The organism is Microbacterium imperiale, assembly GCF_017876655.1.
Lineage (GTDB): Bacteria > Actinomycetota > Actinomycetes > Actinomycetales > Microbacteriaceae > Microbacterium > Microbacterium imperiale.
This window is the reverse complement of sequence record NZ_JAGIOK010000001.1, coordinates 2375550-2401030: the sequence shown is the minus strand read 5'-3', so window position 1 is coordinate 2401030 and position 25481 is coordinate 2375550. Positions and strand designations below refer to the sequence as shown.

Below are 25481 nucleotides of genomic sequence, written 5' to 3'. Positions count from 1 at the left end.
CGGAGGAGGTGCGTCAACCGTTGAGGACGATGTCCATCTCGGAGAAGAAGCGATCAACGGCGTCGTCGACGGTGATCGTGCCGTAGACGAGCTCGAGGCCGATCTGGCGGAACTCCTCCTCGATCGTGCCGTAGCCAACGACCGGCACCGGCGGCGCTTCGCCGAGGCGGTCGGCGATGCTCTCTTCGTAGTCCTTGACCTGCTGGCTGAGCGGGTCGAGGTCGGCCGCCTCAAGGGCGGTCTCGGAGGCGGGCAGACCGCGGTTGGTGCCGAAGATCTCACCCGATTCCGGCGAGTTCACCAGGAAGTTCACGAGCGTCGCGGCGGCCTCGGGGTGCTCGGTGCTCTTGGAGATCGTGTGCAGCATCGAGGGCTTCAGGTAGAGGTCCTTCGCGCCTTCCTCGGTGACGGGCGGCTCGACCAGGCCGAGCTCGGTGTAGCCCTCGCCGAGGCCGCCGAGGTAGCCGCCGCCGAAGTTGTCCCACGTCAGCTCGGACGCCGTCAGCGCCGAGTCGAAGCCGCCCTTGGGGGCGAGCTCCTCGACGCGGGCCTGCGGGATGACGGTGCCGTTCTCGCGGATGTCGGCGCCCTGCTCCCAGAACTCCGTGAGCTGCTCCTCGTCGAAGCCGGGCTCGCCGTCCTCGGTGAAGAGGTTGCCGCCTTCGGCGCGCAGCTGGAGTTCGAAGTTCTGGATGCGGCCGGTCCAGTCGCCGCCGCCCCAGAACTCCCCGCCGGACCCCTCGGTGACCGACTGCATCCAGGCGTCGTAGTCCTCCCACGAGCCGCCGGGGAACTCCTCCACGCCCGCTCGCTCGAGCAGAACGGGGTTGGTGAACATGCCCCATGCGTTGGTCGAGGTCGCGATGCCGTACGTCGTGTCGTTCACGACGCCGATGTCGAGGATGTTCTGGGGCAGCGGGTCGGTCTCGATGATGCCGCCGAGGTAGGGCTCGAGGTCGAGCAGCAGACCGTTCTCGGAGTACTGACGCAGGTACGAGTAGTCGAACTGCATGACGTCGGGCAGTCCGCCGCCGGCCGCCTCGGTCTGACGCTTCTCCCAGAACTCGGGGAAGGTCAGGAAGGTCGGGTTGACGGTAATGTTCGGGTATTCCTCGTTGAACGCCGCGATCGCCTCGTTGTAGAGCTCCGCGCGGACGTCGTTGCCCCAGAAGGCGAGGTCGAGCGTGACCTTCTCCTCGGGGTCGAACGTCGCATCAGCGGCGGGGGTGTCGCCACCGGCGCAACCGGCCAGGGCCAGAGCAGCGCCGGTCGCGATCGCGACTGCGGCCAGTGCCCGATTTCTGCTGAACATCATTGTCCTCTCTGCCGAACGTCGTCGTCTCGGTGCGCGCGAACGTCCATTGTCCGTGTGTGCAGGTCCGCACCGCCCCGCTTCGGGAAAGCGCTTGCCGGCAACCGTACTACGCCGTGAAACGTTTCGCAAGGATGCCGCGGCATCCGATTCCATCCCGTGATCGCGGGGCTGTTACCGGTCTCAGACCGCCGCTTCAGCCTCGCACACCAGGCGGTCGCCGTCGACACGCAGACGCACCCGATAGACCGCGCAGCGGCGCGCGTCGAGCTCGGCCGCCCCGGCGCCGTCGGCGCCGTCCTCCGGCGTCGCCGCGGGCTGCGCGAAGAAGTAGTACCAGAGCTCTCCGCCCGCGCGGACGGGAGCGCCGTGATGACCGAGACCTCGCCCGGGCACGGACCCCGCGCCGAGCACGACCTCGTCGGGGCCGCCCTGCCGGCGCCAGGTGACCGCGTCGTCCGAGACGTGCACGCCCATCCCGCGCCACTCGTCGACGATCATCCACCAGCGACCGCCGAGCTCGAACACCGCCGGCCCCTCGTGCGGACGGCCCCCGATCGCCACACCCTCGTGCCGCCAGGCGCGCAAGTCGTCCGAGACGGCGCTCATCGTCACCGAATCGGCCGCCTCGTCCTTGTACCAGAGGCGCCATCGCCCGTCCGGAGTGCGCGCCACCGCCGCATCGATGGCGCGGTCGGTCGGCAGGTCCACCCGGCCGACCCGGCGCCACGACGCGAGGTCGTCCGACGCGTATTCGACGATCGCCCGGGCGTGACCGGGCCACCGATCGGGGATTCCCGCGATCTCGGTCAGGTACATGCGCCACCCCGCTCCGTCGAAGACGACCTCCGGCGCCCAGTGGGTGCGGTCGACCTCTCGCGGCGGGCCGTGCGGGTCGAGCCGGAGACCGGCGGCGCTCGGCTCGAGGGTGCCGGCGTAGCTCCACCGTCGCCCGTCGCGCGATCGCGCCACACCGATCCGCGAACCGTGCACCCACGCCACGCCCGGACCGGGAGCGGGATGCGTCGCGCGACGCTGCGTATAGAACATCCACCAGCCGCCGGCGGCGTCGATCACGACGACCGGGTCGGTCGCGCCGTCGTAGACCGGGTCGCGGTACAGCTCGCGCGGATGGGTCCCCGCCGGCGCGACGGTCATCGTCCGACTCGCAGATCGGTGACGGGGCTCGCGAAGCCCCGGCGATGCGTCGGGTGGGACGCGAGGTCGGCCGGCGTCACGACCGCGCCGTCCGCGGCTGCCGAGGCGTAGACGGCCGCGACGAGCTCGAGCGAACGCTCGGGGTCCGACGCCGTGTCGGGCAGGGGACGGCCGTCGAGGATCGCGTCGAAGACGTCGCGCAGCAGCGGAGCGTGGTCGCTGCGCTCCTCCCGCTCGGGCAGCGCCCAGGCCGGCGCCTCGTCCTCGAAGCCGGGGGCCGGGGTGATGCGCCAGTTCTCGTGGCCGTGCCCGTAGAGGTGGTCGACGGTCACCGTCGCCTTCTGCGTGTCGATGCGGATCGAGCTCGTCTCGCGCGGCGACACGGCGCTCGTGGTGACCTGCGCGACGACGCCCGAGGTGAACAGCACCGTCGCGGTCGAGGCATCCTCGGTCTCGGTCTCGCGATCGAGTCGCCACAGGCGCGCCTGCACCGTCCGCCACTCCCCCAGCAGGTAGGCCAGCAGGTCGAGCTGGTGGATGCCGTGACCCAGGGTCGTGCCACCGCCCTCGGTCTCCCACCGGCCGCGCCAGGGCACCGCGAAGTACGCGGCATCCCGGTACCAGAGCGTCTGGCAGGTGGCGAGCAGCGGGCGGCCGAGCGCTCCCGACGACAGCAGCGACCGCACGTGCGCGGCGGCGGTCCCGGTGCGCTGCTGGAAGACCACGGCGAGGTGCCGCCCGGCCGCCGCAGCCGCGGTGCGCATGTCGTCGAGCTCGTCGAGCGAGGGCGCCGGGGGCTTCTCGACGACGACGTGAGCGCCGGCGGCGAGGGCCGCGATCGCCTGCTCGCGGTGGACGGCGGGCGGCGTGCAGATGAGCACGACATCGGGCGTCTGCGCGCGCAGCAGTTCCTCGAGGTCGTCGTGGACGGCGGGTGCGCCGTGACGCTCGGCGAAGGCCTGCGCGGCGGTGGGCTCGAGATCGGTGACGGCGACGAGTTCGGCACGCGGATGCGCGGCCACGGCGCGGGCGTGCAGGTTCGCCACCGCGCCGGTGCCGACGAGCGCGCAGCGCAGCGATGCGGGCATGGCGGATCCCCCTTCGGATCGGTCGCCCCCCAGCCTATGACCCGAAGTCGGAAAGCGCTATCCGATCACCGTGGGAGCCCGGACTGCGTCGCGTGCAGGTGCGCGTATCGCCCACCCGCGGCGAGCAGGTCGTCGTGCGTCCCCTGCTCGACGATGCGTCCGCGTTCGAGCACGACGATGCGGTCGGCCTGCCGGATCGTCGAGAGGCGGTGGGCGACGACGAGGGTCGTCCTCCCGCGCATGAGCCGACCGAGCGCCTCTTTGACGAGCTTCTCGGACTCGGGGTCGAGCGCCGACGTCGCCTCGTCGAGCAGCAGGATGCGCGGGTCGCGCACGAGAGCCCGCGCGATCGCGAGGCGCTGCCGCTGCCCACCGGACAGGCGCGCGCCGCGCTCGCCCACGACCGTGTCCCAGCCGTGGGGCTGCTCGCGCACGAAGTCCCACGCGTTGGCGTCTCGCAGCGCCTGCTCGATGCGGGCGTCCGACACGTCGGGCAGGCCGTACGCGATGTTCTCGCGGATCGTGCCCTCGAACAGCACCGACTCCTGCGGCACGACCGACACCGCCCGACGCACCGAGCGCAGGTCGACCTCCTGCACGTCCGCGCCGTCGATCGTGAGGCGGCCCGCGGTGGGACGGACGAACCCGAGCACGAGGTTCAGCAGCGTCGACTTGCCCGAGCCCGACGAGCCGACGAAGGCGAACGTTCGTCCCGCCGGGACGTGCAGATCGATCTCGTGCAGGGCGTCCTCGTCGGCCCCCGCGTAGCGGTGACTCGCCCGCTCGAGGCGGATGTCCCCGGTGACGGCATCCACCCGCCGCTTGCCCTCGTTCTGCTCGAGGTCGGGCTCCTGCATGACCTCGGCGATGGAGCGGACCGATTCGAGGCCGCGCGCTCCCACCGGGATGAGCATCAGCAGCTGGGTGAGGCCCTGCGTCAGCAGCGTGAAGTACGTCGACAGCAGCACGACCTCGCCCGGCGAGATCGGCAGGATGCCGGTGAGCGAGAACACCGCCGCCAGCACGAGGCACCCGACCCCGAGCAGCTGCATAGCGACCCACGAGATCGAGGCGACGTGGCCGTTCAGCATGTCGAGGTGCAGTCCTGCGCGCCGTACGCCCTCGGCACCCGTGCTCACCCGCGTGACGGCGGTCTCTTCGAGGCCGTGCGCGCGCGTCACCGGGATGAGCGAGGCCATCTCGCCCACGCGGGCGGAGAACACCTCGACCTCACGGCGGAACACCTCGTTGCGCTGGCGCGACCGATTCCGCATGCCGTAGCGGATGCCGATCGCGATGGGCACCGCGAGCGCGTAGACCGGCAGGAACTGGGGCACCGCGACAGCGGTCATCGACAGAGCGCCGATCATCACCATCGTCGCCGACAACAGCGGGTGGGTGACCTGCTGGAGCATGAGCTCGACGTTCTCGACGTCGCGGACGACTTTCGTCTGGACGATCGACGAGCTCACGCGCGAGTGGTAGCCGATCGACAGGCTCTGCAGTCGGGCGGCGAGCGCGTTGCGCAGGTCGGCCCCGGTGTCGCGCACCACCGTCATGAAGCTGCGCGTGTAGAGGATGTGGTTCGGGTAGTTCTGCAGCAGGAGCACCGCGGCCAGGACGAACCAGCCGATGACGGCGTTGACCTCGCCGCCCTCGGCCACGATGTCGATGATCGCCGCGGTGATCACCGGCAGGAACCACAGCGGGATCTCCTTGAAGGTGAAGGCGAGCACGGCGAGCGCCATCCGGCCCGGGCGCCGGGCGAGGAGCCGCAGGACGGATCGCGCGGGATGAGCGCCGTCGATCAGGTCCAGCGGGTGGGAAAGCGGTTTCCTGGCCACTCCGCCATGCTAGCCGCGCGCGGTGTCGGGCACCACAGTCCGCGCGGAATGCGCCACGTCCCGCCCCATCGCCGCTCGAACCGCATCCGGCTCGCTTTCGAAATTCGAAGACCATACGCCCATTCCCCCGACGCGACAACGGCCTCCGGTGCACGGACGTCAGCGGCCTACCGTGGCGCCATGAGCAGCGACAGCACTCCTGAGTATCGCGACCCGCGGACGCCGGCTTCCCACCCCGACGCCGCCGGCGCGACCGCTTCCGCCACGACGGCTGCCTCGGTGCGTCACGAGGTCCACGAACGCGAGAAGGCGGAGTTCGGGGGATTCAAGTTCGGATCCGCGTTCTTCGGATGGCTGACCGCGATGGGCTGCACCATCCTCCTCACCGCCCTCGTCGCCGCCATCGGCGCGGCCATCGGGTTCAGCGGCGGCGCGACAGCCGACGAGGCCGCCGACGCGGCCGCCGACAACAGCACGACAGTCACGATCGTCAGCGCCGTCGTCATCGGACTCGTCCTCCTCGTCGCCTACTTCGCCGGCGGCTATGTCGCGGGGCGGATGGCCCGCTTCAGCGGCGCCAAGCAGGGGATCGCGGTGTGGATCTGGGCGATCGCGATCGCGATCATCGTCGCCGTCATCACCGCGATCGCGGGATCCCAGTGGGACATCCTCAGCAACCTGCAGGGCTTCCCGCGCATCCCCGTCACCCCCGAGACCGCGACTGTCACCGGGATCCTCACCGCGCTGGGCGCGGCCGTCGTCACCCTCGTCGGCGCCATCCTCGGCGGACTCGCCGGGATGCGCTACCACCGCAAGGTCGACCGGGTCGGACTCGGCCGCTGACCCCGATCCGCCCCGCGCGGAACGGATGCTGCTCAGTCGGCCACGTCGTACGTGCGCAGGCGTCCGCACATCCCGAACGCCCGCGGGCCGGCGCCGGGCTCGGCGACGTGCACGGCGGCGTCCGCGAGGTGGGCGCTCTCGCCGGCCGCGACGGCTCGGGCGGCCTCGAGCGCACGCTCCGCCGAATGCAGCGGGCGGGCGCGGACGATGTCGCTCCACCCGGAGGCACGCGCGGACGCGATGCGCGCCGCCGCCCCATGGAACTCGGTCAAGGCGGACGCGTCACCGCCGTCCACCCGCTCGCGCAGCACGGCGAACCCCGCGACGGCGAGGTCTCGACGGCGGGAGGCCGCGGCGGCGCGCTCGTTCTCGTCGGCGTCGGGCGGGATGCGGGCGGCCTCGGCGTAGCGTGCGGGATCGGCGAGCACGTCGGCGGGGAAGGTCGAGATCAGGCCAACACCGCAATGCGCCACGGCCCGCTATGTTGGGCGTGACTGGGGGTAAGCATGGAAGCGGAGATCGCGGCACACGCAACTGGGGATCCGATGATGAACCAGCTGATCATCGGGTTGGTGACGGATGCGTGTTCGCTCATGATTCAGCGAGTGATCCGCTCGGCAAGGGAACGCACACGTAGAGCCTCGCGCAAAGTCGACGTGCTCGACGCCCTTCGCTGGGATGACCGCGCGTTCACTCCATCGATAGCCCTCCTCGCAGGGATCCCCCAACTCGACGCTGATGCTGTGACTGTGCGGTCGGCGCTGGTCGCGAGGAGAACGCGCACAGTTTTTTCGCAGGTCGCAGCGTGCGCGCTGTTGAGCGAGTACGAGTCACGCCGCGACGAACTTGGTAAGCTACTCAAAGCCGCTCTGAGCGCGGAGGGGCTTGAGATTCCAGAGTCAACGGCGCAAATCCTGCTCGACATCCTTTACCAGCTGACACAGCTTGCGCTTCAAAACGTCACCTCCAGTCCGCACTCTGCGGCCGTAGCCGAGCAGACGGCCCGTACAGTTCTCCTACAGGCCACGCTTGAGTCGATCGCAGCAGATGTGGCCATACTCAGCCGAAACCACGAGCGCGACTCGGAGTCTGATCGGGAATGGGAGGAGCGCTACCGCGCCCAGTGCGTTCGACGCCACGGCATTATCATCCCCCCCGACAACAACAAGCGGACGCCGGTTCCGCTGGACGAGATATACGTTCCGGGGAGGATCGCCACCTCCATGCGCGCGACAGAAACACTCACTGTTTACGACCTTGCGCCGGACTTGGATCGCCATGTCATCCTCGGTGACCCCGGGGGTGGGAAGTCGACGGCAACTAACGCACTCGCGCATAAGATCGCTAGCGAAGAGACCGATCGACTTCCTTTCGTGGTAATTCTCCGAGACTTCGCTGCCGTGATGCACGAAGAATCAATTGCGGGCTATATTCAACGCACAGTTGCGTCCCGATACGAAACCTCCGCACCGCCCGACGGCCTCATCGAGCGCATTCTCCGGCACGGTAAAGCGGTGGTCCTCTTGGATGGACTCGACGAACTGCTGGACCCGACCAAGCGCGGTGTCATGGCCGAGAAGGTGGAGCTGTTCTCGAATAACTACCCTTCGGCCGCTGTTCTGATTACGTCGCGCCGAGTCGGGTATATCGAGGCGCAACTCGATCCAACGGTTTTTCGCGCCTTCGAACTCAGCGCATACACCGATGAAGACGTGGCGGCATACGTCGCGAAGTGGTTTAGTCTCAACGCATCTGGTCTGCAACTCGCGCCTGGCACCGTTGTCGCTGACGTCGTGCAGGCGTTCCTCGAGGAGAGTCAGTCGATATCGGATCTGCGCAGCAATCCTCTCCTTCTCGCCCTCCTGTGCATTATCTATCGGGGACAGAACTATCTGCCGCGGAACCGGGTAGGGATATACGAGAAGTGCACTGAGCTTCTTTTCGAGACATGGGATCGCAGCCGCGGACTCGTCTACGATTTTGCGTTCGACTCCCATATTGACGCCGCACTGAAGCATCTCGCGTTCTGGATGTTCACGAACGATGAGGGCGGGGAGGGCGTCACCGAAGAGCAACTCGTCGCCGAGATCGGGTCGTTTTTTGCGAACCAGGCTTACGAGACCGAAGAGAAGGCCGCCGAAGCAGCAAAAGCCTTCATCGGATTTTGTAAGGGTAGAGCCTGGGTCCTTACAGAAACCGGATTGAGCCCGGAAGACGAGCCCCTTTTTACATTCGCGCATCGAACTTTCTTAGAGTTCTATGCGGCCGCTCAAGTTACTCGCAAATACCCGGAGCCGGAGAAGCTTGCACTGCAGCTCGTGAAGCGAGTCTCACGCAGCGAGTGGGACACGGTCGGACAGCTTGCTATCCAGCTCATAAACAGATCCGTGGAGAAAGGCGCGGAGCGCGCGATTTCCAAGATGATCAGGTCCGCAACCGCGGTCAACCGCACGCTCGAGTATAAGTCGAACACGCTGTCTTTCGTCGCTCGGTGCCTTCAAGACCTCCCGCCAGCGCCCGCCCTGCTGCGGCTGGGCTTCATCCATCTCACTGCGCTCGTTGATGATATGTTCGCCAGCAACGGCTCGGTTGCGGTCTGGCATCAACTCGAGTACTCGCTCGCGCTGGTCTATCGGCAGGATGTTACGGGAGAGTCGATTCTCCTGTCTGAGATGCGCGATTACGTGGGGGCTTCACCTACCTCGGACAAAACGAAGTACAGAGCGAAGTTGTTCGTCGCCAAGAGCTGTCTTCGGAACAGGCAGACGAGCGAAGACGAGGAGAAGATATTCCGCGATGCGTTTATCGACTCGTGGAGCGACAAAGAATGGCTTGAGTTTGACTCGCTAAGATTCGCGTACTTCTTGAACATCATCGACCTGCCAGAGATCGTGGCGAAGAGTCTAGCGGTGGGAGCGCGGCCACTCGATCCTTGGTTGGTCGATTTGGCTGCGAGCGAGTCTCCTTACCACGGCGGATACTACAGCATGGCTTCGTCTGTGATTCTTCTTGATCGAATCGGTTCTGAGAGAATCGCGCGTACCCACTCAACCTCAGGTCGTAGGTGGTTCGGTTCGCTCGCCAACGAGATAGGCGAGTGGCTGCGAGATAGCGCAGCTTCCCCTTTGGCAAGCGCGAGAGTCGTGGACGCTCAGGAATTACTTTTTTCGATCGACGCGCCCGATGAACCAGAGTTCGAGCTCTCGCCGGGACAAGCGACGGCGGCACTCGTTTTCGCGTGTGCCTTCGTGGAAATGATCGGGTCACGCCTCGACGACCTTGTCGCCGCGTTCTCGGTTCCCACCATAATCACCTCGGCGAGCGCGGCGCTCAAGCGCGGGCAATGGAACTCTTCGCACTTCGACCAGGTTGAGGAATCACCGGTCAAGGAGCGGCTGCGGGCATGGGCCGAGGGGAGACAACAATTTGTCGATGCGGAGAATCGCTCCCACGTGTTGGGCGACCGGGTCAGGTAGCCGGCACGAGAGGCCGTCCTCAGCCCGCCAACGATCGAGGGCCATCACCTCACGCTGACGGCTGGCACTCGGCCCATTGTCGAGGAACGGATGCTGCTCAGTCGGCCACGTCGTACGTGCGCAGCCGTCCGCACATCCCGAAGGCCCGCGGGCCGGCGCCGGGCTCGGCGACGTGCACGGCGGCGTCCGCGAGGTGGGCGCTCTCGCCGGCCGCAACGGCTCGGGCGGCCTCGAGCGCACGCTCCGCCGAATGCAGCGGGCGGGCGCGGACGATGTCGCTCCACCCGGAGGCACGCGCGGACGCGATGCGCGCCGCCGCCCCATGGAACTCGGTCAAGGCGGACGCGTCACCGCCGTCCACCCGCTCGCGCAGCACGGCGAACCCCGCGACGGCGAGGTCTCGACGGCGGGAGGCCGCGGCGGCGCGCTCGTTCTCGTCGGCGTCGGGCGGGATGCGGGCGGCCTCGGCGTAGCGTGCGGGATCGGCGAGCACGTCGGCGGGGAAGGTCATGACGGCGTCCCCGGCCTCGGGCAGGCCCGCGTTGCTCATGATCACGACCACCGCGAGGCCGCCGTGGTTGACGGCGCGGTGGATCGTGCCGGGCGTGAACCACACGACGGCTCCGGCGGCCAGCGGGGTGCGACGGAAGCCGGCGGCGTCGATCGTCTGCAGCTCGCCCGAACCTCCCGTCACGACGTAGGCCTCCGTCGAGGCGAGGTGCATGTGCGGCGTGCCCCCGCAGACGCCATCGGGAGCGGCATCCGCGTAGACGGCGAGGTCGGTGACCGACGTGCCGCCCGGGAAGCTCGACGGCGAGATCACCCGGCCGCCCCGCCCCGGGGCGCCGAGCGCACCAGTACGTGCCGGACGGCGTCAGCCACTCGCCCGGCGGCATCCGCGTCGGCGTCCGCGATCCCGACGCCGTAGCGGAACCGGACGGTCTCGCCCGGGGCGACGACGACCTCCTCGCTGAAGAAGGGGGCGGGATTCAGGCAGGCGAACTCCTCGGAGCGCGCGAACCACTGCGGCGGGTGGTGCGGATTCTCGGCGGCGTCGACCATGACGATGAGCGACGATGCGTCGACGTCGTCGTGCCGGCCGGCGAAGGCCATCCACTCGTGGCGCTGCCCCCGCATATCGGTTCCCGTCCCCGTGCCCTCGCTCGTGACGAGCACCCCGCCGGTGAATGATCGGGGGCCGCGCCAGAACAGGCCGCCGTACCCGGCGTTCTCGCGGCCCCGGGTCGTGGGCGATCCGATCGCGACGGGGGCACCGGTGACGTTGGTCATCGCGGTCTCGAAGGTGAGGGCCCAGCAGGTCTCGTCGACCACGCGCGCCGTGAGCGCCCGCTGCTCGGTGAACATCCGCGCCCCGCTCTGCGCGATCCATTCGAGATCATGGCTCACCCGGGCGACCGCGTGGGCACCGTCGACCTCGACGCCCAGGCGCGTGAGATCGCGGTGGCGCTGCGTTCCGTCGTTGTCGAGCTGGACGTAGAACCGGCCGTGCACGTACGTCGGCCCGCCCCAGAAGTTCTCGTCGCCCACGACCGGCAGCGACCACGCGATGCCCTTGTGCCAGACGTGGTCCCACGGGCGGAACAGACTCACGAGCCGCCCGGCGCGCGTGCGGATGGGGTGCACGTACGGCTTCGGCGACTCGAGCTGGGGCGAGTCCGGCACGTAGGTGTACCGGAAGAGCTCGACATCCGCATCGCGCACCGTCAGCGCCGTCCCGACCTCGTGGACGATCTCGAGCGTCATGCCGTCGCTCCCTTCACCGCGGGCCACGGTACCGCTCCCCCGTCCATCGACCGGTAGAACGGGTCGCCGGGGGTGATGTCGCCGGCTCGCACCGGCATCCCGCGGAAAGCCGACGCGTAGGTGGCGGCGGCGAACTCGAGCGTGCGGCGCGCGTCGTCGGCAGCGACGCCGGGCTCGCGGCCCGTCGCGAATGCGTCGAGGATCGCGCCCAGCTGCGACCGGTGGCTGCTGGTCGCAGCGGCATCGGCAGTCGAGGATTCCGCGGACCACCGCTCGGCCAGATCCTCGTGCCCGGGAGCGGGGGTGAAGACCCAGTCGGCGTCGGCGTACCCGTAGAGATGCTCGACCTCGACGGTGGCATGCTCGAAGTCGAACCGCAGGCGCGAGACCTCGCGCGGCGAGACGATCGAGTTCGTCACGCTGGCCAGAGCGCCGCTGTCGAACTCGACGAGCGCCATCGACACATCCTCGGTGTCGGTGGGCAGCGCCTGCCGCGCCGCGACGGCCGACACCCGCCGCCACGACCCGAGCACGGCGAGCAGCAGATCGAATTGATGGATGCCGTGGCCCATGGTCGGCCCGCCGCCCTCGACGTCCCACCGCCCCCGCCAGGGCAGGTCGAAGTAGTCGGCCGAGCGATACCAGAGGGTCTCGCACACGGCGACGAGCGGCCGTCCGAGCACCCCCTCGTCACGCAGCCGCATGAGACGCTGCGCCGCCTCGCCGAACCGGTGCTGGAAGACGGTAAGCGCGGGCACGCCCGTCTCGCGAGAGACCGCGACGAGCTCGTCCATCTCGGCGAGACTCAGCGCGGTCGGCTTCTCGACGAGCACCGGGATGCCGGCGCGCAGCGCGCGCACCGCGAGGGGAACGTGCGTCTGCGGCGGCGTGCAGATATGAACGAGGTCGGGGCGCTCGGCGAGCAGCGCATCGACCTCGCTGTGCACCGTAGCGGCACCGAAGCGCTCGGCGAACGTGCGGGCCCGATCGGCGTCGACGTCGACGACAGCGGCGAGCTCGACGCGCGGGGCGAGCGCGGCGATGGCCTCGGCGTGGGCATGGGCGATGGCGCCGGTGCCGATGATCGCGGCGCGCAGGGGGACGGTCACGGGGCCTCCCGGTCGGTGGGCGCTCGTCCCCGGCGGCGAGCGCTGTCCGCTCGACGGTAACCGCTTTCCCGCGCGCTGGTCAACCACGCCGGGCGAGGCGTCGGCCGTCGCCGACGCCCGAGATCAGCCCGCTGCCTCGATGCGGTCGACGAACATCTGCGTCGCCATCGGCACGTACTCCGTGTTGGTCTGCGGATCCCACCCGACGAGGGCGAGCGTGTTCTGACCGACCCGGACCGTCGCGCCGACGAGCGAGAACGGCGCACCTCCGACATCGCCCGTGACGCGCCACCCGCGCGATTCGTCGCCCGAGCTCAGCGCCAGATCGAACGGCTCGACCGTCGTGGTCACGGGGGTGCCCTGCATCGCGAAGAGCTCCTGCCCGTCGGCGCAACGGGCGATCGCATCCTCGGCCTCCGAGAGCAACGACGCGGCATCGTCGGCGCTGGGCGTCGACGCCACGACGGCGGTCATCGACCGGTCGTTGCTGGTGCCGAACTCGACGGCACCGCTCGAGCCCGACTCCCAGCCGGCGCCGAAGGGGGCGAGGCATGCGGCATCCGACACCGTCAGCCCGGGGTAGATCGACTCGAGCATCGCAGCGGTGGAGTCGTACTCGCCGGGGCGGAACTCGATCCCGGTGAAGAGCGCCTCGAGGTCGGACGCACTGAGGGGCACGTCGGCATTCGCGGTCGCGTCCGAGGCGGACGGCGTGGGCGCAGCCGTCGTCGGGGCGGAGCTCGAGCTCATGTCGTCGGTCGAGTTCTCGGACGCTGCGGAGCAGCCCGTGAGCGCTGCGAGGCCGAGCGCGGCGACGAGCGCCCCGGCGCGGAGACGGGCAGCGGCGGTCGCGGTGAGAATCATGTCGAGCACTCCTGGGTTGCGGCGTCCGCTCGACGCTACCGGCCGCGCGGCCCCGCGCCGATGGGGACGGCTGCCCATCGACGGCCTTGCAGCCGTGGCCTAAGCTGCATCCCCCCATCCGATCCGCGCCAGGCGACGAAGAACATGCGCGGGCATGCATCCGGCTCCGGCCACCTCCCGCAGATCGGAGGACACCGGTGCAGATCGAAGTGGTCTACGGCGGCGCGACTTACACCATCAGCGACCGCTCGCTCTCGGACGTCCAGGAACACGTCGAGGCGACGCTGGCATCGGGATCGTTCGGATGGCTCGAGGCCGCAGACGGCTACGGCACGGCGGGTCCGGCCCGCCTGCTGATCGGACCGGGCATCAGTGTCGTCCTCGTGCCCCGCGACGTGCGGGACGCCGAAGCCGGCATCGACTGGCCGTCCTGAAGGTCTCGATCCCGACCCTCCGCTCGTGCTAGCGTGACGCAGGGCACGCGGAGAGCGCTTTCCCATCTCGCTCCCCCGGCGCCGTCGGCACGAAGGAGAGCCCATGACCCGCACGCGTTACGCCCTCGTCGGAGCGGGTCACCGCGCCCAGCTCTACGTCGAGGCGATCGCCGGCCCCCACGCCGAGCGGGCTGAGCTCGCTGCCATCTGCGAGCCGAATCCCGTACGCGCTGCGCTGCATCGGGACCGGATCGTCGAGCTCGGCCACCCGGCCCCGACGCTGTGGACTCCCGACGACCTCGAGCGCATGATCGACACCGAGCGCGTGGACCGCGTCATCATCACGGCGCGCGACGACCTGCACGCACCGCTCATCGTCCGCGCCCTCGACGCCGGTGCCGACGTCGTGGTCGAGAAGCCGCTGACGATCGATGCGCCGAGCGCAGCGGCGATCGAGGACGCCGTGGACCGCACGGGCGGCTCCGTCGTCCTCACCTTCAATTACCGGTACTCCCCCCGCAACAGCGCCCTGCGACAGGTCATCCAGGACGGTCGCATCGGCCGCGTGACGTCGGTCGACTTCTCGTGGATGCTCGACACCAAGCACGGCGCCGACTACTTCCGTCGCTGGCATCGCGAGAAGCAGCACTCGGGCGGCCTGCTCGTCCACAAGGCCAGCCACCACTTCGACCTGGTGAACTGGTGGCTGCGCGACGCGCCGGCGCGCGTCTTCGCCTCGGGTGGCCTGCGTTTCTACGGCGCCGAGAACGCCCGCGCGAGACGGCTCGGCGAGCGCCCGGCGCGCGGCACGCACGACGGCGACCACGACCCGTTCGAACTCGACCTGCGCGACGACGAGCGTCTGCGATCGCTGTACCTCGACGCCGAAGCGCACGACGGCTATCTGCGCGACCGCGATGTCTTCGGCGAGGGCATCACCATCGAAGACAACCTCGCCCTCGTCGTCGACTACGCCTCGGGTGCGACCCTGTCGTACTCCCTCAACGCCCACGCTCCGTGGGAGGGCTACCGCGTAGCGGTCAACGGCACCGAGGGGCGCGCGGAACTCGATGTCGTCGAACGCGGCGCGGTCCTCGCCGACGAGGGGCTGCACCCCGTGCTCGATCCGTCGGCCGTGGCCGACACCGGGGCGCGCTCGCTCCGCCCGCAGGGCGAGCGTCTGCTCGTGCAACGCCACTGGGAGGATGCCGCCGAGGTCGAGATCGACGGCGGACACGGAGGGCACGGCGGCGGCGACGAGCTGCTGCTCGCCGACGTCTTCGTCGGCCCGGGCGACGACCCGCTCGAGCGGCCCGCGGGCTGGACCGACGGTGTGCGGTCGATCGCGGTGGGGATCGCCGGCAACCTCTCGCTCGCCACGGGCGCGCCCGTGCTGACCTCCGATCTCGGCATCCGCCTGCTCGAATCGTGAGCCGCATCGTCGTGACCGGCGGCGGCGGGCGTCTGGGCCGCAGCCTCGTCGCCGGGCTCGTGTCGGCGGGGCATCGGGTCGTCTCGTTCGACCGCACCGTCTCGGACGTCGACGACCTGCGCGGCGCCGACCAAGTCGCGATCGACCTGCTCGACGCCGAGGCGACCACAGCCGCGCTGCGGGCGCACCGGGCGGACGCGGTCATCCACCTCGCCGCGATCGCCGTGCCCTTCAGCGCCCCCGAAGACGTCATCATGCGCACCAACAGCGCCCTGGCCGTCTCCGTGCTCGGCGGCGCCGTCGCCGCCGGTATCCCCCGCGTCGTGGCCGCCTCGAGCCCGACCGTCCTGGGCTACGGCGCGCCGCACGGCTGGGTCCCCGAACGCTTTCCGCTCGATGAAGACACCCTGCCACGCCCGTGGAACGCGTACGCACTGTCGAAGCTCGTCGTCGAGCAGACGATGCACATGCTGCGTCGTCAGAGCGGCGACGGCATCCGTCTCGCCGCTTTCCGCCCCTGCTACGTGATCGCTCCCGAGGAGTGGGCGGGCGCTCCGACGCAGCAGGGCAACACGGTGCGGCAGCGGCTCGACGACCCCGCACTCGCCGCTCCGGCGCTGTTCAACTACGTCGACGCCCGCGATGTGGCCTCCTTCGTTGAGGCCCTGCTGTCGGCCCTGCCCGGCATCCCGAACGCCGAGACGTTCTTCGTCGGCGCCGACGACGCGCTCGCCCGCCGCCCGCTCGCCGAGCTCATCCCGCGGTTCCATCCCGGCACCGCCGACGTCGCCGCGGTGCTCACGGGCACGACCCCCGCCTTCTCGAACGCCAAGGCGCGCCGCTTGCTCGATTGGGCGCCTCAGCGCAGCTGGCGCACCGAGCTGCGCGACGACGCCCCCACCGCTCAGCGAAAGGACGTGCCGGCATGAGATTCGACGGCATCCTCTTCTTCCCCGTCACACCGTTCGCGGCCGACGGTCCGATCGACCACGACCTGCTCGCCGCCCACGTCGAGGCCGGTGTCGCGCACGGCGCGGGCGGCGTCTTCCCGGCGTGCGGCACCGGCGAGTTCCACGCACTGTCGGCAGCAGAGGCGACCGCGGTGGTGCGCACCGCCGTGAGCCGGGTCGGGGGCCGCGTCCCGGTCGTCGCGGGAACGGGCGGGCCGCTCGGCCATGCGCTCGAGGTCGCACGCGGCGCCGCCGACGCCGGAGCCGACGCCCTGCTGGTGCTCCCGCCGTATCTCGTCGGCGCCCCGGCGGCGGGGCTCATCGCCTATGTCGAGGCCGTCATCGCGGCATCCGATCTGCCGGTGATCGTCTACCACCGGGCCAACGCCCGCTACACGCCCGACGCGATGCGCCGTCTCGCGCAGAACCCGCGCGTCGTCGGCTTCAAGGACGGCATCGGCGACATCGGCACGACGCAGCTGATCGTGCGCGCCGTCGCCGAGGCGGGGCGCCCCGACTTCGCGTTCTTCAACGGACTGCTCACGGCCGAGCTGACGCAGGCCGCCTTCCGCGGGATCGGCGTGGAGCTGTACTCGTCGGCCGCTTTCGCGATGGCGCCCGAGATCGCGACCGCGTTCTACCGAGCCTCGACGACCGGGGATGACGCTGCGCGCCTCGCCCTGCTCGACCGGTTCTACACGCCGCTGGTGAATCTGCGCGACGAGACCCCCGGCTTCGGGGTGTCGCTCATCAAGGCGGGACTGCGCCTGCAGGGCGTCCCCGTCGGCGGGGTGCGCGCGCCGCTCGTCGACCCCACGGCCGACCAGGAGCGGCGACTCGCCGCCATCCTCGACGCGGGACGCGCCCTGCTGTGACGACGATCGCATCGCTCGAATGCCGCCTGCTGCGCGTCCCGCTGACGCGCCCGTGGGCGGCGGAGGTGACGTCGGTCGCCGTGATCGAGACCCACGTGCGGCGCAGCGACGGCGCCGAGGGCTGGGGCTTCTCGTGGACGCCGCAGATCGGTGCCGAGGCGGTGCTCGCCCTGCTGCAGCACGACATCGCGCCCGCGTCCGCGGGTCGTTCCGCCGAGCCGGGGGCGGCCTGGCAGGGGCTGTGGGAGCACCTGCACGAGGCCGGCGGTGGCGGCGTCACGACGATCGCCCTGGCGGGACTCGACCTTGCGATCTGGGATGCCGCCGCCCGCGCGGCGAGCGCGCCGGTCTCGCGTCTGCTCGGACAGCGCCGCGCGACGGCACGCGTCTACGGCAGCGGCGTCAACCTGCACTACCCGATCGACGAACTCGTGGCGCAGGTGCGGCGATGGGTCGACGCGGGCTATCCCGCGGTCAAGGTGAAGGTCGGCAAGCCCGACGTCGCCGAAGACCTCGACCGCCTCGTCGCGGTGCGCGAGGTGCTCGGCCCCGACCGCGCGCTCATGATCGACGCCAACCAGCGCTGGGACCTCGAGCGCGCGACCCGCTCGCTCGAGGTGCTCGCGGCTGTCGCCCCCGCCTGGATCGAGGAGCCGCTGCGCGCCGACGATGTCGCAGGTCATGCGGAGCTCGCCCGGCGCCTCGCGGCCGGCGAGCGCATCGCCATCGCGGTGGGCGAGAACCTGCACACCGCCTACCGCTTCGCCGAGGTGCTGCGCAGCGGGGCGGCGCAGATCGTGCAGCCGAATGTCGTGCGGGTGGGCGGCATCACACCGCTCCGCCGCATCGCCGCCCTCGCGGTCGAACACGGCGCGCAGGTGCATCCGCATCTGCTGCCCGAACTGTCGGGGCAGATCGCCCTGACGCTGCCCGACACCGTCGCCGAGCCGTGGGTCGAGGACGTCGAGGATGCCGGCTTCGCCTCGCTCGGCGCCCTGCGCGATCCGTCGCCGGTGGCGATCGCGCGGGGTGTGCTGCGCGAGAGGGAACACGTCGGTCTCGGGCTGCGGTTCGTGCCGGAGGGCTCCCCTAGGCTGGCGCGATGAACCCGACGTTCGACGCCGCCTTCGACTGGGCCCGCCGTCAGGTCGGCGCCGGCCGCCTGCCCTCCGCCGTCGTGGGGGTCGCCGACTCCCGCGGCATCCTCGCCCTCGATGCCGTCGCCGCGGGCGTCGACGACCGTTACGCCCTCTTCTCCATCACCAAGCCGCTGCTGGGCATCTCGGCCGCCCGCAGCATTCAACGCGGCGCGCTGACGCCGCATACGCCTCTGACCCGGGCGCTGCCGACCTTCGGAGCCGGCCGCGATGACATCGTGCGACTGTCCCACCTCGTCAGCCACACCAGCGGCATCGCCGAGCCCCCGCTCGACACGCGCGGACCGCTGCGCACCGAGCTGCTCACCCGAGGCCGCGACTTCGCGGCGGGCACCGCGTCGCGCTACTCCACCATCGCGTTCGAAGGCGTCGCGGCGCTGGTCGAAGACGTCACGGAACGCCCCTGGCACGAGGACGTCGCCTCGTGGGCGACCACCGTCGGGGCGGACGCGCTCAGCATCGACCTCGAGGGCACGGCGCCCGTCGTCGATGCCGCGGACGCCGGTGTCGACATGACCGCCTTCGCGGCGCAGCGCAACCCCGGCGCCGGCCTCGGCGGCCGCGCCCGCGACCTGCTCGCCATCGGCAGCGAGCTGTTGCGCATCCATGAGGGCGGCCGCGACGGCATCCTCTCGCCCGCCACGCTCGCGATGATGCTGCGCCCGCTCACCGGCGACATCCCGCGACTCGACCCCTACCCGGCCGAACGCGGGCAGGATTGGGGCTTCGCGTGGAACCTGCGCTCCCGCGCGCCGGGCCTCATCGACCGCGACGTCTACGGGCACGGCGGCTGGGCCGGCACCGAGTTCTGGGTCCACCCGGGCGCCGGCATCGCCTGGGTGCTGCTGACCAACCGCGCCCAGCGTCCCGGCGTCGACGCCGACGAGCTCGACAACGCGATCATCGGAGCACTGTGACCGCTGTCGTCGGCGTCACCCACCGCGACTGGCCGATGCCCGAGACGCCCGCGGCTCTGCCGGCACCGCACGAGCGGGGCTGCGGAATCTCGGTGACCGACCGGGCGCTGTTCCGCGGCGGCCGGGGCTGGGTGCCCGTGTCGGGCGAGGTGCACTACAGCCGGCTGCCGCGCGCGCGGTGGGAGGAGCGGATGCGGCAACTGCGAGCCGCCGGCGTGACGGTCGTCTCCACCTACGTGTTCTGGAACCACCACGCCGCCGAACGCGGCCGACCCCGCTTCGACGGCCACCTCGACGTCGCGGCCTTCGTCGACACCGCCGTGGACGCCGGACTCGACATCGTGCTGCGGATCGGCCCCTGGGCGCACGGCGAGTCGCGCAACGGCGGGTTCCCCGACTGGGTGCAGGCGGCACCCGTCGAGCACCGCAGCGACGATCCCGCCTACCTCGAACTCGTGCGCGAATGGTTCGGGCAACTCGCCCGAGCGCTCGACGGGCGCGCTCATCCCGGAGGCCCGGTGATCGGCATCCAGCTCGAGAACGAGCTCTACGACCGCCCCGATCACATCGTGACCCTCAAGCGCCTCGCCCGTGAGGCCGGCATGTCGGCTCCGCTGTGGACGGCGACCGCATGGGGCGGTGCGCAGCTGCCCGACGGCGAGGTCCTGCCGCTGTTCGGTGGCTACGCCGACGGGTTCTGGGTCGATCCCGGCGCTGCATGGGACCCGACCTTCCGCGCGCACTACTTCCCTTCGCACGACTGGGACGACCCCGGTGTCGGAGCCGACGTGCGCGCCAGTCAGGGTTTCGCGGCCGCCAGCAGCACCGCCGATCTGCACGGGTTCCCCCCGGCGACGTGCGAGCTCGGCGGCGGGATGGCCACCGCCTACCACCGTCGGCCCGTCCTGAGCGGCCGCGACGTGGCCGCTCTCGCGCACGTGAAGATCGGCAACGGTTCGGCCTGGCAGGGCTATTACATGTTCGCGGGTGGACGGAACCCCGGCCCCGAGCTGCAGGAGAGCATCGCCACCGGGTACCCGAACGACCTGCCCGAGTACGGCTACGACTTCCACGCCCCGATCGGGCAATCCGGCGATCTCACCGACACCGCACCGCTGCTGCGCGCGCAGCACGCCTTCCTGGCCGCGTTCGGCGACCGACTCGCCGGCATGACGTCGTCGCTGCCCGACGAGCGCCCGCAGACGCTCGATGATCGCGACACGCTGCGGTGGGCGCTGCGCTCGAACGGCGACGAGGGCATCGTCGTCGTGTCGCACCACCAGCCGTTCGACCCGGTGCGCGACATCGAGGATGTGCAGCTGCGGGTCGTCCAGGGCGGGGTCGAGACGGTGTTCCCGTCGCAGCCGATCACGGTCCCGGCCGGAACGCTCGCGCGGTGGCCCGTGTGCCTGACGGTGGGCGGAGCCCGCATCACGTGGGCGACCGCGTCACTCGTCACGATGCTGGGTGCAGGCTCGGCCCGTCCCACCCTCGTGCTGCTCGAGGACGACGGCATCCCTGTCGAGCTCGCGACCGATGGCGCAGGCGTTCGCCCCGTCGACGCGGGTTACGAGCCGGTCGCCTTCGACGGGCTCGACGTGCTGGTGCTGCCCGCCGCCGACGCGGCCCGCTTGTGGATCACCCCGGGTCCGCGCCCCGAGCTGTGGCTCGCGGACGGCGAGCTGACGTGGGATGCCGGCGGCGCGATGCTCCGGGGCGCCGCGTCGGCACGGCGGTACGACCCTGCCGCACGCGCGTGGACGGCCCTGTCCCCGGCGGGCGGGTTGCGTGCCGCTGTCACCGCGGGCCGTTCCCTCGCCGTGACGGTCGAGCTCGAGCGCCCCGCGGCGGCGCCGGCGGAGGACTACGGCTTCGGGGGCCGGCGCCACCGCGCCCCGGCGGACGAGACCATCAGCGAACGGTCCGCTCGGTACCGGCTGCACCTGCCCGCCGAGGCGCTCGACCCGCGCGCCGATGCCGTGCTCGATCTCGACTGGACGGGAGACGTCGGCCGGGTACTGGTCGATGGCGCGATCGTCGACGACCGCTTCTGGGACGGCACCCCATGGTCCGTGTCGCTGCGCGATGCCGCCGTCACTGCCGGCGACCTCGTCGTCGAGGTGCTCGCCCTGGCGCCGGAGTCGACGGTCGCGCTCGGCGCTGCGGCGAGCGCACGCCGGACGGATGCCGCGACCACGACCCTCCGCGCGACCGTGCGACTGCGCGGGCCCTGGCTCCCGCTCGCCTGACCAACGGCCGAGGCCGCGCCGATCGTGTTCACGTCGATCGGCACGGCCTCGGTGTTCGGTCGCTCAGGCGTGCGAGCGGCGACGGCGCAGGATGAGCGCCCCCGCGCCGAGCAGGAGCAGAACGACCGCCCCGATCGTCGCGGCGGCGACGCCCGCGCCGTCCTGACCCGTCGATGCGAGGTCACGGTCGTTCGGGGCCGACCCGTTCGCTCCGTCCGCTGCGGAACCGGCGGGCGACCCGCTTCCCGTCCCCGTGCCCGATCCGCCCGCACCCGGTGCGCCCGAGCCGTCGCCGGCGCCGCCGTCCGAGCCGCCGCCCGTTCCCGGGTCGACGACCGGCGCGGTGGGCACCAGCGCCGCTGAGCGCGCGCTGCCCGCGGCGAAGCCCTCCGCCGTGGCGGTCACCTCGACGGTGATCTGGCGCCGCGCGTCCGCCGCCGTCAGCGGGTAGGCGTCGCCGGTCGCACCGTCGATCGCGACGCCGTCGCGCATCCAGACGAATGCGCGCGTGGCGTCGACCGGGTCGGTCGCCACCGTCGCCCGCAGAGTGGACCCCACGCGCGGCTCGCCCGACACGATCGGCTCGGCCACCGCCACGGCCCGGTTCACGGTCACCGAGTAGGTGCGCGACGTGCCGTCGGGAGCCGTGACCTGCACCGTCCCGACCCCGGCCGCCGCCGCTCGGACGCCGTCGGGAGCGGCGGCGTCACCCGGCTGCGACACGACCACCGTCGCGTCGTCGTCGACCGCGAGAGCGTGCAGCGTCGGCCACGCCGAACCGGTCGAGGTGACGGTGTAGTCGAGCGTGTCCGCCGCGAACCCGGGGACGGGCTCATCGCCCACGGTGAGGCGGGCGAGGTCGGCCATGCCCGCCGGCGCGGCCGCCGCCGCGAAGATCTCGACCTCCGAGACGATCATGTGCGTCTCGGCGCGAGCGTTCAGGACCACCCGCACCTCGTCGGCGGCACCGGTGACCGGCACGTCGATCCGCGGCGCACCGTCCGAGGCGTCGGGCACGGTGACGAGTTCACCCTCGACCCACGCGCCGTCACCCACCCGGTGGTCGACGCGCATGGTCACGGGCCAGCTGAGGGCGCCGCCGTCGCGGTAGAACTGCACACCGACGCGCGTAAGCGTCTCGGTGTCCGCCAGCGCGTAGGTCAGGGTGTCCTGCGGGTTCTTCGTCCCCGACCGCCAGTTCGACCAGCCCTTGTCAGTCGTGCTCCCGTTGATCGTGTTGCGCACGTCGTACTGCGTGCTCTCGGTGAAGGTCGCGCTCGGCTGGCTCTCGGGGGCGACGTTGCGTTCGGACGCCGCGGTGACGATGACCGTCAGCTGCGCGTCGAGCCGCTCGCCGCTCGGACCGGTCGCGACGCCGGGCACCGAGACGGCCCCGGGCTCGGCGAACGCGGCATCGCTGAGGCCGTCCCACGTCCATGTGACCGGAACCGCGAACCCCGCCCCTGACGGACGCAGCTCGGCCTGGACCGTGCTGTCGGCCTGACGTGCGACGGTGTCGAGAGCGCTGCCCGCCGGGACGGTGACCGATGCCGGCCGCGTCGCCGTGTAGGCGCCGACCTCGACCGTTGCGGTGGCCTCGAACGAGCCCCCGAACAGGTCGGTGCCGGTGCCGCCGACCTGAACGGTGCCGGCGCGTGAGAAGTCGACCCCGTCGAGCTGCCAGGTCACCGGCGCGGAGCGCAGCGTTCCGCCCGTGTAGCGAACCGACACGGTGTCGGGCAGGACCGGGGCGACCCCGACCGCGGTCGCGACCGTGACGGGCTCGGTGCCCGCGATGCTCGTGCTCGCGATGCGCCACTGCTGGTTTCCGCCGCCGTTCGAGGTCCACAGGCCCACCGCCGCGCCGGACGTGGTGCTGCCGCCGCCCACGTCGAGCACGCGCTCGGCGGCGACGTTCAGCACCGAGTAGTACGTGCCGTCGGTGGTCGACGACATCCATTGCAGCGCGGGATCGGCGGCTGCCGCCGCGGGATCGGCCGCCACGAGCGCGGTGCTCGTGCCGCGGGACGCGAGGAACGCGCCGGAGCCGTTCTGCAGGGTGAAGCGGTGCCGGTTGGTGCCTTCTCCGTCGATCGTGCGGACCGTCCACGACTGCGCGCGCGCCTCGTCGGCCGTCGTCGCGACGGATCGCACGGCGAGGGTCGAACCGCCGTCGAGCGCGAGGCCGCTCTGCAGCCCCGTGAGCTGCACCGTCTGCCCGTCGCGGAACGCAGCGGCATCCGGCGAGACTCCCGAGACGCCGTCGATGACGAACGTCACGACCGACCGCGCGGGGATGGTGAGGGTCGCGGTCCGGGATGCCGCATCCACGGCCACCGGCTCACCGCGGCGGAGGGCGTTGACGGACGGCTCGGCCGCGGTCGATTGAGTCGTGACGATCGGCGTCACCGTCGCACCGGGGGCCACCGTGCCGAAGTCGGTCAGGTCGATCTCGACGGTGCGCTCGGCCGCCTCGGCGTTCACGTGCACGACCGTCGCGCCCTCGCCGCCGGCGTCGATCGCCGCGGTCGACTGCGCGTTGTCGGTCGCGATGAGGCGGTCGCCCGGGGTGATGTAGTGCGTGAAATTGCGCACGGTGTTGAACTTCTCGTTCGTCAGCACCTTGCACGACGGGTCGGCGTCGCCGTCGGCGAGACGCCGCTCGGACTGCCCCTGGGCGTTGCAGTCGAAGTCGATGAAGACGCTGCCCCAGTTGAGCTTTTCGACCTTCTCCATGTTGTAGAGGTCTTCGACCGGCTGCCAGAACACCCAGGCATCCGGCTCGAGCTCGCGCAGGTCACCGACGATGTGCTGGGCCATACCCAGGCCGTTGGCGATGTCGTCGGTCACGAAGCCCTTGCTCTGGTCGGTCCAGTTGCCCTCGACCTCGCTCATCCACAGCGGCTTGTCGGCCGCCTTGGCGATGTCGCGCACGACCTGGCGGCCGCCGGTGCCGTACGTGTGGACGTTCAGCTGATCGACCAGCTCCTTCGCCCGGGCCGACCACGTGTTCCAGTTGGTCGCGAAGATGCCGGGGTTCGTCTCGTCCATCGCCGAGATGACGGCGTCGGTTGCGGTGCCCGGCTGTGCGAGACGTTCCGCGAGAGCCGTGACCATGGCGTCCTGCGCCTGCGGGCCGATGTGCGCCCCCTCCTGGCGGCCGCCCGTGGGCCAGGTCGCGCCGGCGGGGATCTGCGTGGACCAGTAGTTGGTGTTGGGCTCGTTGAACGGGTCGATCGTGTCGAACGAGATGCCGTGCTGTTTCTCGAGCTCGTCCATCACGGTGACGAGGTAGCCGGCGAACTTGTCCATGTCGGCGGGGGCGAGCTGCTCGCTCGTGGCGTTGTTGATGCCGCCCGAGACGTAGCCGCTCTGGGTCAGGAAGTAGGGCGGCGAGTTGCTGAACGCCTCCCAGTGGGTGATCTTGTCCTTCAGGGCCTCGATCCACCAGCGCTGGGCGGCGTCCTGCGAGAAGTCGTAAGCGTTCGGGTCGTCGGGATTCCACGCCGCCTTGTAGCGGTCACGGTCGGCGAAGTTCGAGGTGATCTCGCCCTCAGCGTCGGTCGCTTCGAGGTCGGGGTTCCAGAAGCCCGGGACCGCGCCGCCGGGGCGAAGGTAGGGCGGGACGTCCGAGGCGTTGCCGCCTCCGATGTTGTAGCGGGCGATGTTGAGGTTGAGCCCCTCCTCGCCGAAGACGGCGTCGAAGAGATCCTGTCGAACGTCCGCCGGGTAGCCGCCGGTCGCATTCGCGAACCAGACCAGGCTGGTCCCCCAGCCCTCGAAGGGCCGCTCCGAGGCGGTGGCGGGGTTGGGGGTGATGCGCACCGGGGTGGGCGCTGCTGCCAGCGCGGGCGGGGGCGCCACGGCTGCGGCCGCGCTGAGACCGCCTGCCGCGAGCGCCACCGCGCAGGTCATCGACAACAGTCGAGCTGACTTCATCGTCATTCCGATCCGGCCGCATCGGCGCGACCTCGAGGGGGTGATGTTGACGTCAACATGTTGACGTCAA

19 protein-coding genes are annotated in these 25481 nt (G+C 70.8%); 9 read left to right on the top strand and 10 right to left on the bottom strand.

Features of this window, described 5'->3' with window-relative positions; all coding sequences use genetic code 11:
• Positions 1–13 precede the first annotated feature (13 nt).
• From JOF37_RS11695 to JOF37_RS11680, 4 genes are all read right to left on the bottom strand, one after another.
• Positions 14–1312 (bottom strand): ABC transporter substrate-binding protein, encoded by a 1299-nt coding sequence (locus tag JOF37_RS11695; protein ID WP_210006973.1) that lies wholly within the window; start codon positions 1310–1312, stop codon positions 14–16.
• A 183-nt stretch (positions 1313–1495) separates the two neighbouring features.
• On the bottom strand, positions 1496–2470 hold the full coding sequence (locus tag JOF37_RS11690; RefSeq protein ID WP_210006972.1) for a glycoside hydrolase family protein: 975 nt from the start codon (positions 2468–2470) through the stop codon (positions 1496–1498).
• Positions 2467–3558, bottom strand: coding sequence for a Gfo/Idh/MocA family protein (locus JOF37_RS11685; protein ID WP_210006971.1), 1092 nt, complete (start codon positions 3556–3558; stop codon positions 2467–2469). The genes JOF37_RS11690 and JOF37_RS11685 overlap by 4 nt, the downstream gene beginning before the upstream one ends.
• A gap of 65 nt (positions 3559–3623) precedes the next feature.
• Entirely contained in the window at positions 3624–5402 is a 1779-nt protein-coding gene (locus JOF37_RS11680) for an ABC transporter ATP-binding protein (protein ID WP_210006970.1), read from the bottom strand.
• A gap of 180 nt (positions 5403–5582) precedes the next feature.
• On the opposite strand from JOF37_RS11680, the gene JOF37_RS11675 reads away from it, so the two are divergent.
• A complete protein-coding gene (locus JOF37_RS11675) occupies positions 5583–6245 on the top strand; it encodes a hypothetical protein (protein WP_245338155.1) in 663 nt (220 codons plus the stop codon).
• Positions 6246–6277: 32 nt separating this feature from the next.
• Here JOF37_RS11675 and JOF37_RS11670 read toward each other — a convergent pair whose 3' ends face one another.
• Positions 6278–6718 carry a hypothetical protein gene (locus JOF37_RS11670; RefSeq protein WP_210006969.1) on the bottom strand — a complete coding sequence of 147 codons (441 nt, stop codon included), beginning with the start codon at positions 6716–6718 and terminating at the stop codon, positions 6278–6280.
• Positions 6719–6751: 33 nt separating this feature from the next.
• Between JOF37_RS11670 and JOF37_RS11665 the strand changes: the two genes are divergently transcribed.
• The gene (locus JOF37_RS11665) at positions 6752–9721 is read left to right on the top strand and encodes an NACHT domain-containing protein (protein ID WP_210006968.1); all 2970 of its coding nucleotides are present in this window, start codon (positions 6752–6754) and stop codon (positions 9719–9721) included.
• Positions 9722–9818: 97 nt separating this feature from the next.
• Here the strand turns inward: JOF37_RS11665 and JOF37_RS11660 are convergent, their stop codons facing one another.
• From JOF37_RS11660 to JOF37_RS11645, 4 genes are all read right to left on the bottom strand, one after another.
• On the bottom strand, positions 9819–10544 hold the full coding sequence (locus JOF37_RS11660) for a cupin domain-containing protein (protein WP_307803463.1): 726 nt from the start codon (positions 10542–10544) through the stop codon (positions 9819–9821).
• Positions 10541–11485, bottom strand: coding sequence for a DUF6807 domain-containing protein (locus JOF37_RS11655; protein ID WP_210006967.1), 945 nt, complete (start codon positions 11483–11485; stop codon positions 10541–10543). The genes JOF37_RS11660 and JOF37_RS11655 overlap by 4 nt, the downstream gene beginning before the upstream one ends.
• Entirely contained in the window at positions 11482–12594 is a 1113-nt protein-coding gene (locus JOF37_RS11650; RefSeq protein ID WP_271175066.1) for a Gfo/Idh/MocA family protein, read from the bottom strand. The genes JOF37_RS11655 and JOF37_RS11650 overlap by 4 nt, the downstream gene beginning before the upstream one ends.
• A 123-nt stretch (positions 12595–12717) precedes the next feature.
• Positions 12718–13458 carry a hypothetical protein gene (locus tag JOF37_RS11645; RefSeq protein WP_210006966.1) on the bottom strand — a complete coding sequence of 247 codons (741 nt, stop codon included), beginning with the start codon at positions 13456–13458 and terminating at the stop codon, positions 12718–12720.
• Between the two features lie 197 nt (positions 13459–13655).
• Between JOF37_RS11645 and JOF37_RS11640 the strand changes: the two genes are divergently transcribed.
• The 7 genes from JOF37_RS11640 to JOF37_RS11610 all read left to right on the top strand — a co-directional run bounded on the left by JOF37_RS11640 (position 13656) and on the right by JOF37_RS11610 (position 21472).
• Positions 13656–13892 (top strand): hypothetical protein, encoded by a 237-nt coding sequence (locus JOF37_RS11640; protein ID WP_210006965.1) that lies wholly within the window; start codon positions 13656–13658, stop codon positions 13890–13892.
• A 103-nt stretch (positions 13893–13995) separates the two neighbouring features.
• Positions 13996–15324 carry a Gfo/Idh/MocA family protein gene (locus tag JOF37_RS11635; RefSeq protein WP_210006964.1) on the top strand — a complete coding sequence of 443 codons (1329 nt, stop codon included), beginning with the start codon at positions 13996–13998 and terminating at the stop codon, positions 15322–15324.
• Positions 15321–16253 (top strand): NAD-dependent epimerase/dehydratase family protein, encoded by a 933-nt coding sequence (locus tag JOF37_RS11630; protein WP_210006963.1) that lies wholly within the window; start codon positions 15321–15323, stop codon positions 16251–16253. Before JOF37_RS11635 ends, JOF37_RS11630 begins: the two co-directional genes overlap by 4 nt.
• Entirely contained in the window at positions 16250–17149 is a 900-nt protein-coding gene (locus tag JOF37_RS11625; protein WP_210006962.1) for a 5-dehydro-4-deoxyglucarate dehydratase, read from the top strand. Before JOF37_RS11630 ends, JOF37_RS11625 begins: the two co-directional genes overlap by 4 nt.
• Complete coding sequence (locus JOF37_RS11620) at positions 17146–18255, top strand: mandelate racemase/muconate lactonizing enzyme family protein (protein ID WP_210006961.1); 1110 nt, start codon at positions 17146–17148, stop codon at positions 18253–18255. Before JOF37_RS11625 ends, JOF37_RS11620 begins: the two co-directional genes overlap by 4 nt.
• The gene (locus JOF37_RS11615; protein ID WP_210006960.1) at positions 18252–19223 is read left to right on the top strand and encodes a serine hydrolase domain-containing protein; all 972 of its coding nucleotides are present in this window, start codon (positions 18252–18254) and stop codon (positions 19221–19223) included. Before JOF37_RS11620 ends, JOF37_RS11615 begins: the two co-directional genes overlap by 4 nt.
• Positions 19220–21472, top strand: a complete 2253-nt coding sequence (locus tag JOF37_RS11610) for a beta-galactosidase (protein WP_210006959.1) — start codon at positions 19220–19222, stop codon at positions 21470–21472. Before JOF37_RS11615 ends, JOF37_RS11610 begins: the two co-directional genes overlap by 4 nt.
• A 63-nt stretch (positions 21473–21535) precedes the next feature.
• On the opposite strand, the gene JOF37_RS11605 is transcribed toward JOF37_RS11610, so the two are convergent.
• Positions 21536–25387 carry a glycoside hydrolase gene (locus tag JOF37_RS11605; protein ID WP_210006958.1) on the bottom strand — a complete coding sequence of 1284 codons (3852 nt, stop codon included), beginning with the start codon at positions 25385–25387 and terminating at the stop codon, positions 21536–21538.
• Positions 25388–25481: the final 94 nt, after the last annotated feature.

What these genes read in the sequence shown, in the direction of transcription:
- JOF37_RS11615 (WP_210006960.1), top strand. Translation starts at nt 18,252, where the DNA reads ATGAACCCGACGTTCGACGCCGCCTTCGACTGGGCCCGCCGTCAGGTC.
- JOF37_RS11665 (WP_210006968.1), top strand. Translation starts at nt 6,752, where the DNA reads ATGGAAGCGGAGATCGCGGCACACGCAACTGGGGATCCGATGATGAAC.
- JOF37_RS11675 (WP_245338155.1), top strand. Translation starts at nt 5,583, where the DNA reads ATGAGCAGCGACAGCACTCCTGAGTATCGCGACCCGCGGACGCCGGCT.
- JOF37_RS11655 (WP_210006967.1), bottom strand. Translation starts at nt 11,485, where the DNA reads ATGACGCTCGAGATCGTCCACGAGGTCGGGACGGCGCTGACGGTGCGC.
- JOF37_RS11635 (WP_210006964.1), top strand. Translation starts at nt 13,996, where the DNA reads ATGACCCGCACGCGTTACGCCCTCGTCGGAGCGGGTCACCGCGCCCAG.
- JOF37_RS11605 (WP_210006958.1), bottom strand. Translation starts at nt 25,387, where the DNA reads ATGACCTGCGCGGTGGCGCTCGCGGCAGGCGGTCTCAGCGCGGCCGCA.
- JOF37_RS11685 (WP_210006971.1), bottom strand. Translation starts at nt 3,558, where the DNA reads ATGCCCGCATCGCTGCGCTGCGCGCTCGTCGGCACCGGCGCGGTGGCG.
- JOF37_RS11645 (WP_210006966.1), bottom strand. Translation starts at nt 13,458, where the DNA reads ATGATTCTCACCGCGACCGCCGCTGCCCGTCTCCGCGCCGGGGCGCTC.
- JOF37_RS11695 (WP_210006973.1), bottom strand. Translation starts at nt 1,312, where the DNA reads ATGTTCAGCAGAAATCGGGCACTGGCCGCAGTCGCGATCGCGACCGGC.
- JOF37_RS11690 (WP_210006972.1), bottom strand. Translation starts at nt 2,470, where the DNA reads ATGACCGTCGCGCCGGCGGGGACCCATCCGCGCGAGCTGTACCGCGAC.
- JOF37_RS11625 (WP_210006962.1), top strand. Translation starts at nt 16,250, where the DNA reads ATGAGATTCGACGGCATCCTCTTCTTCCCCGTCACACCGTTCGCGGCC.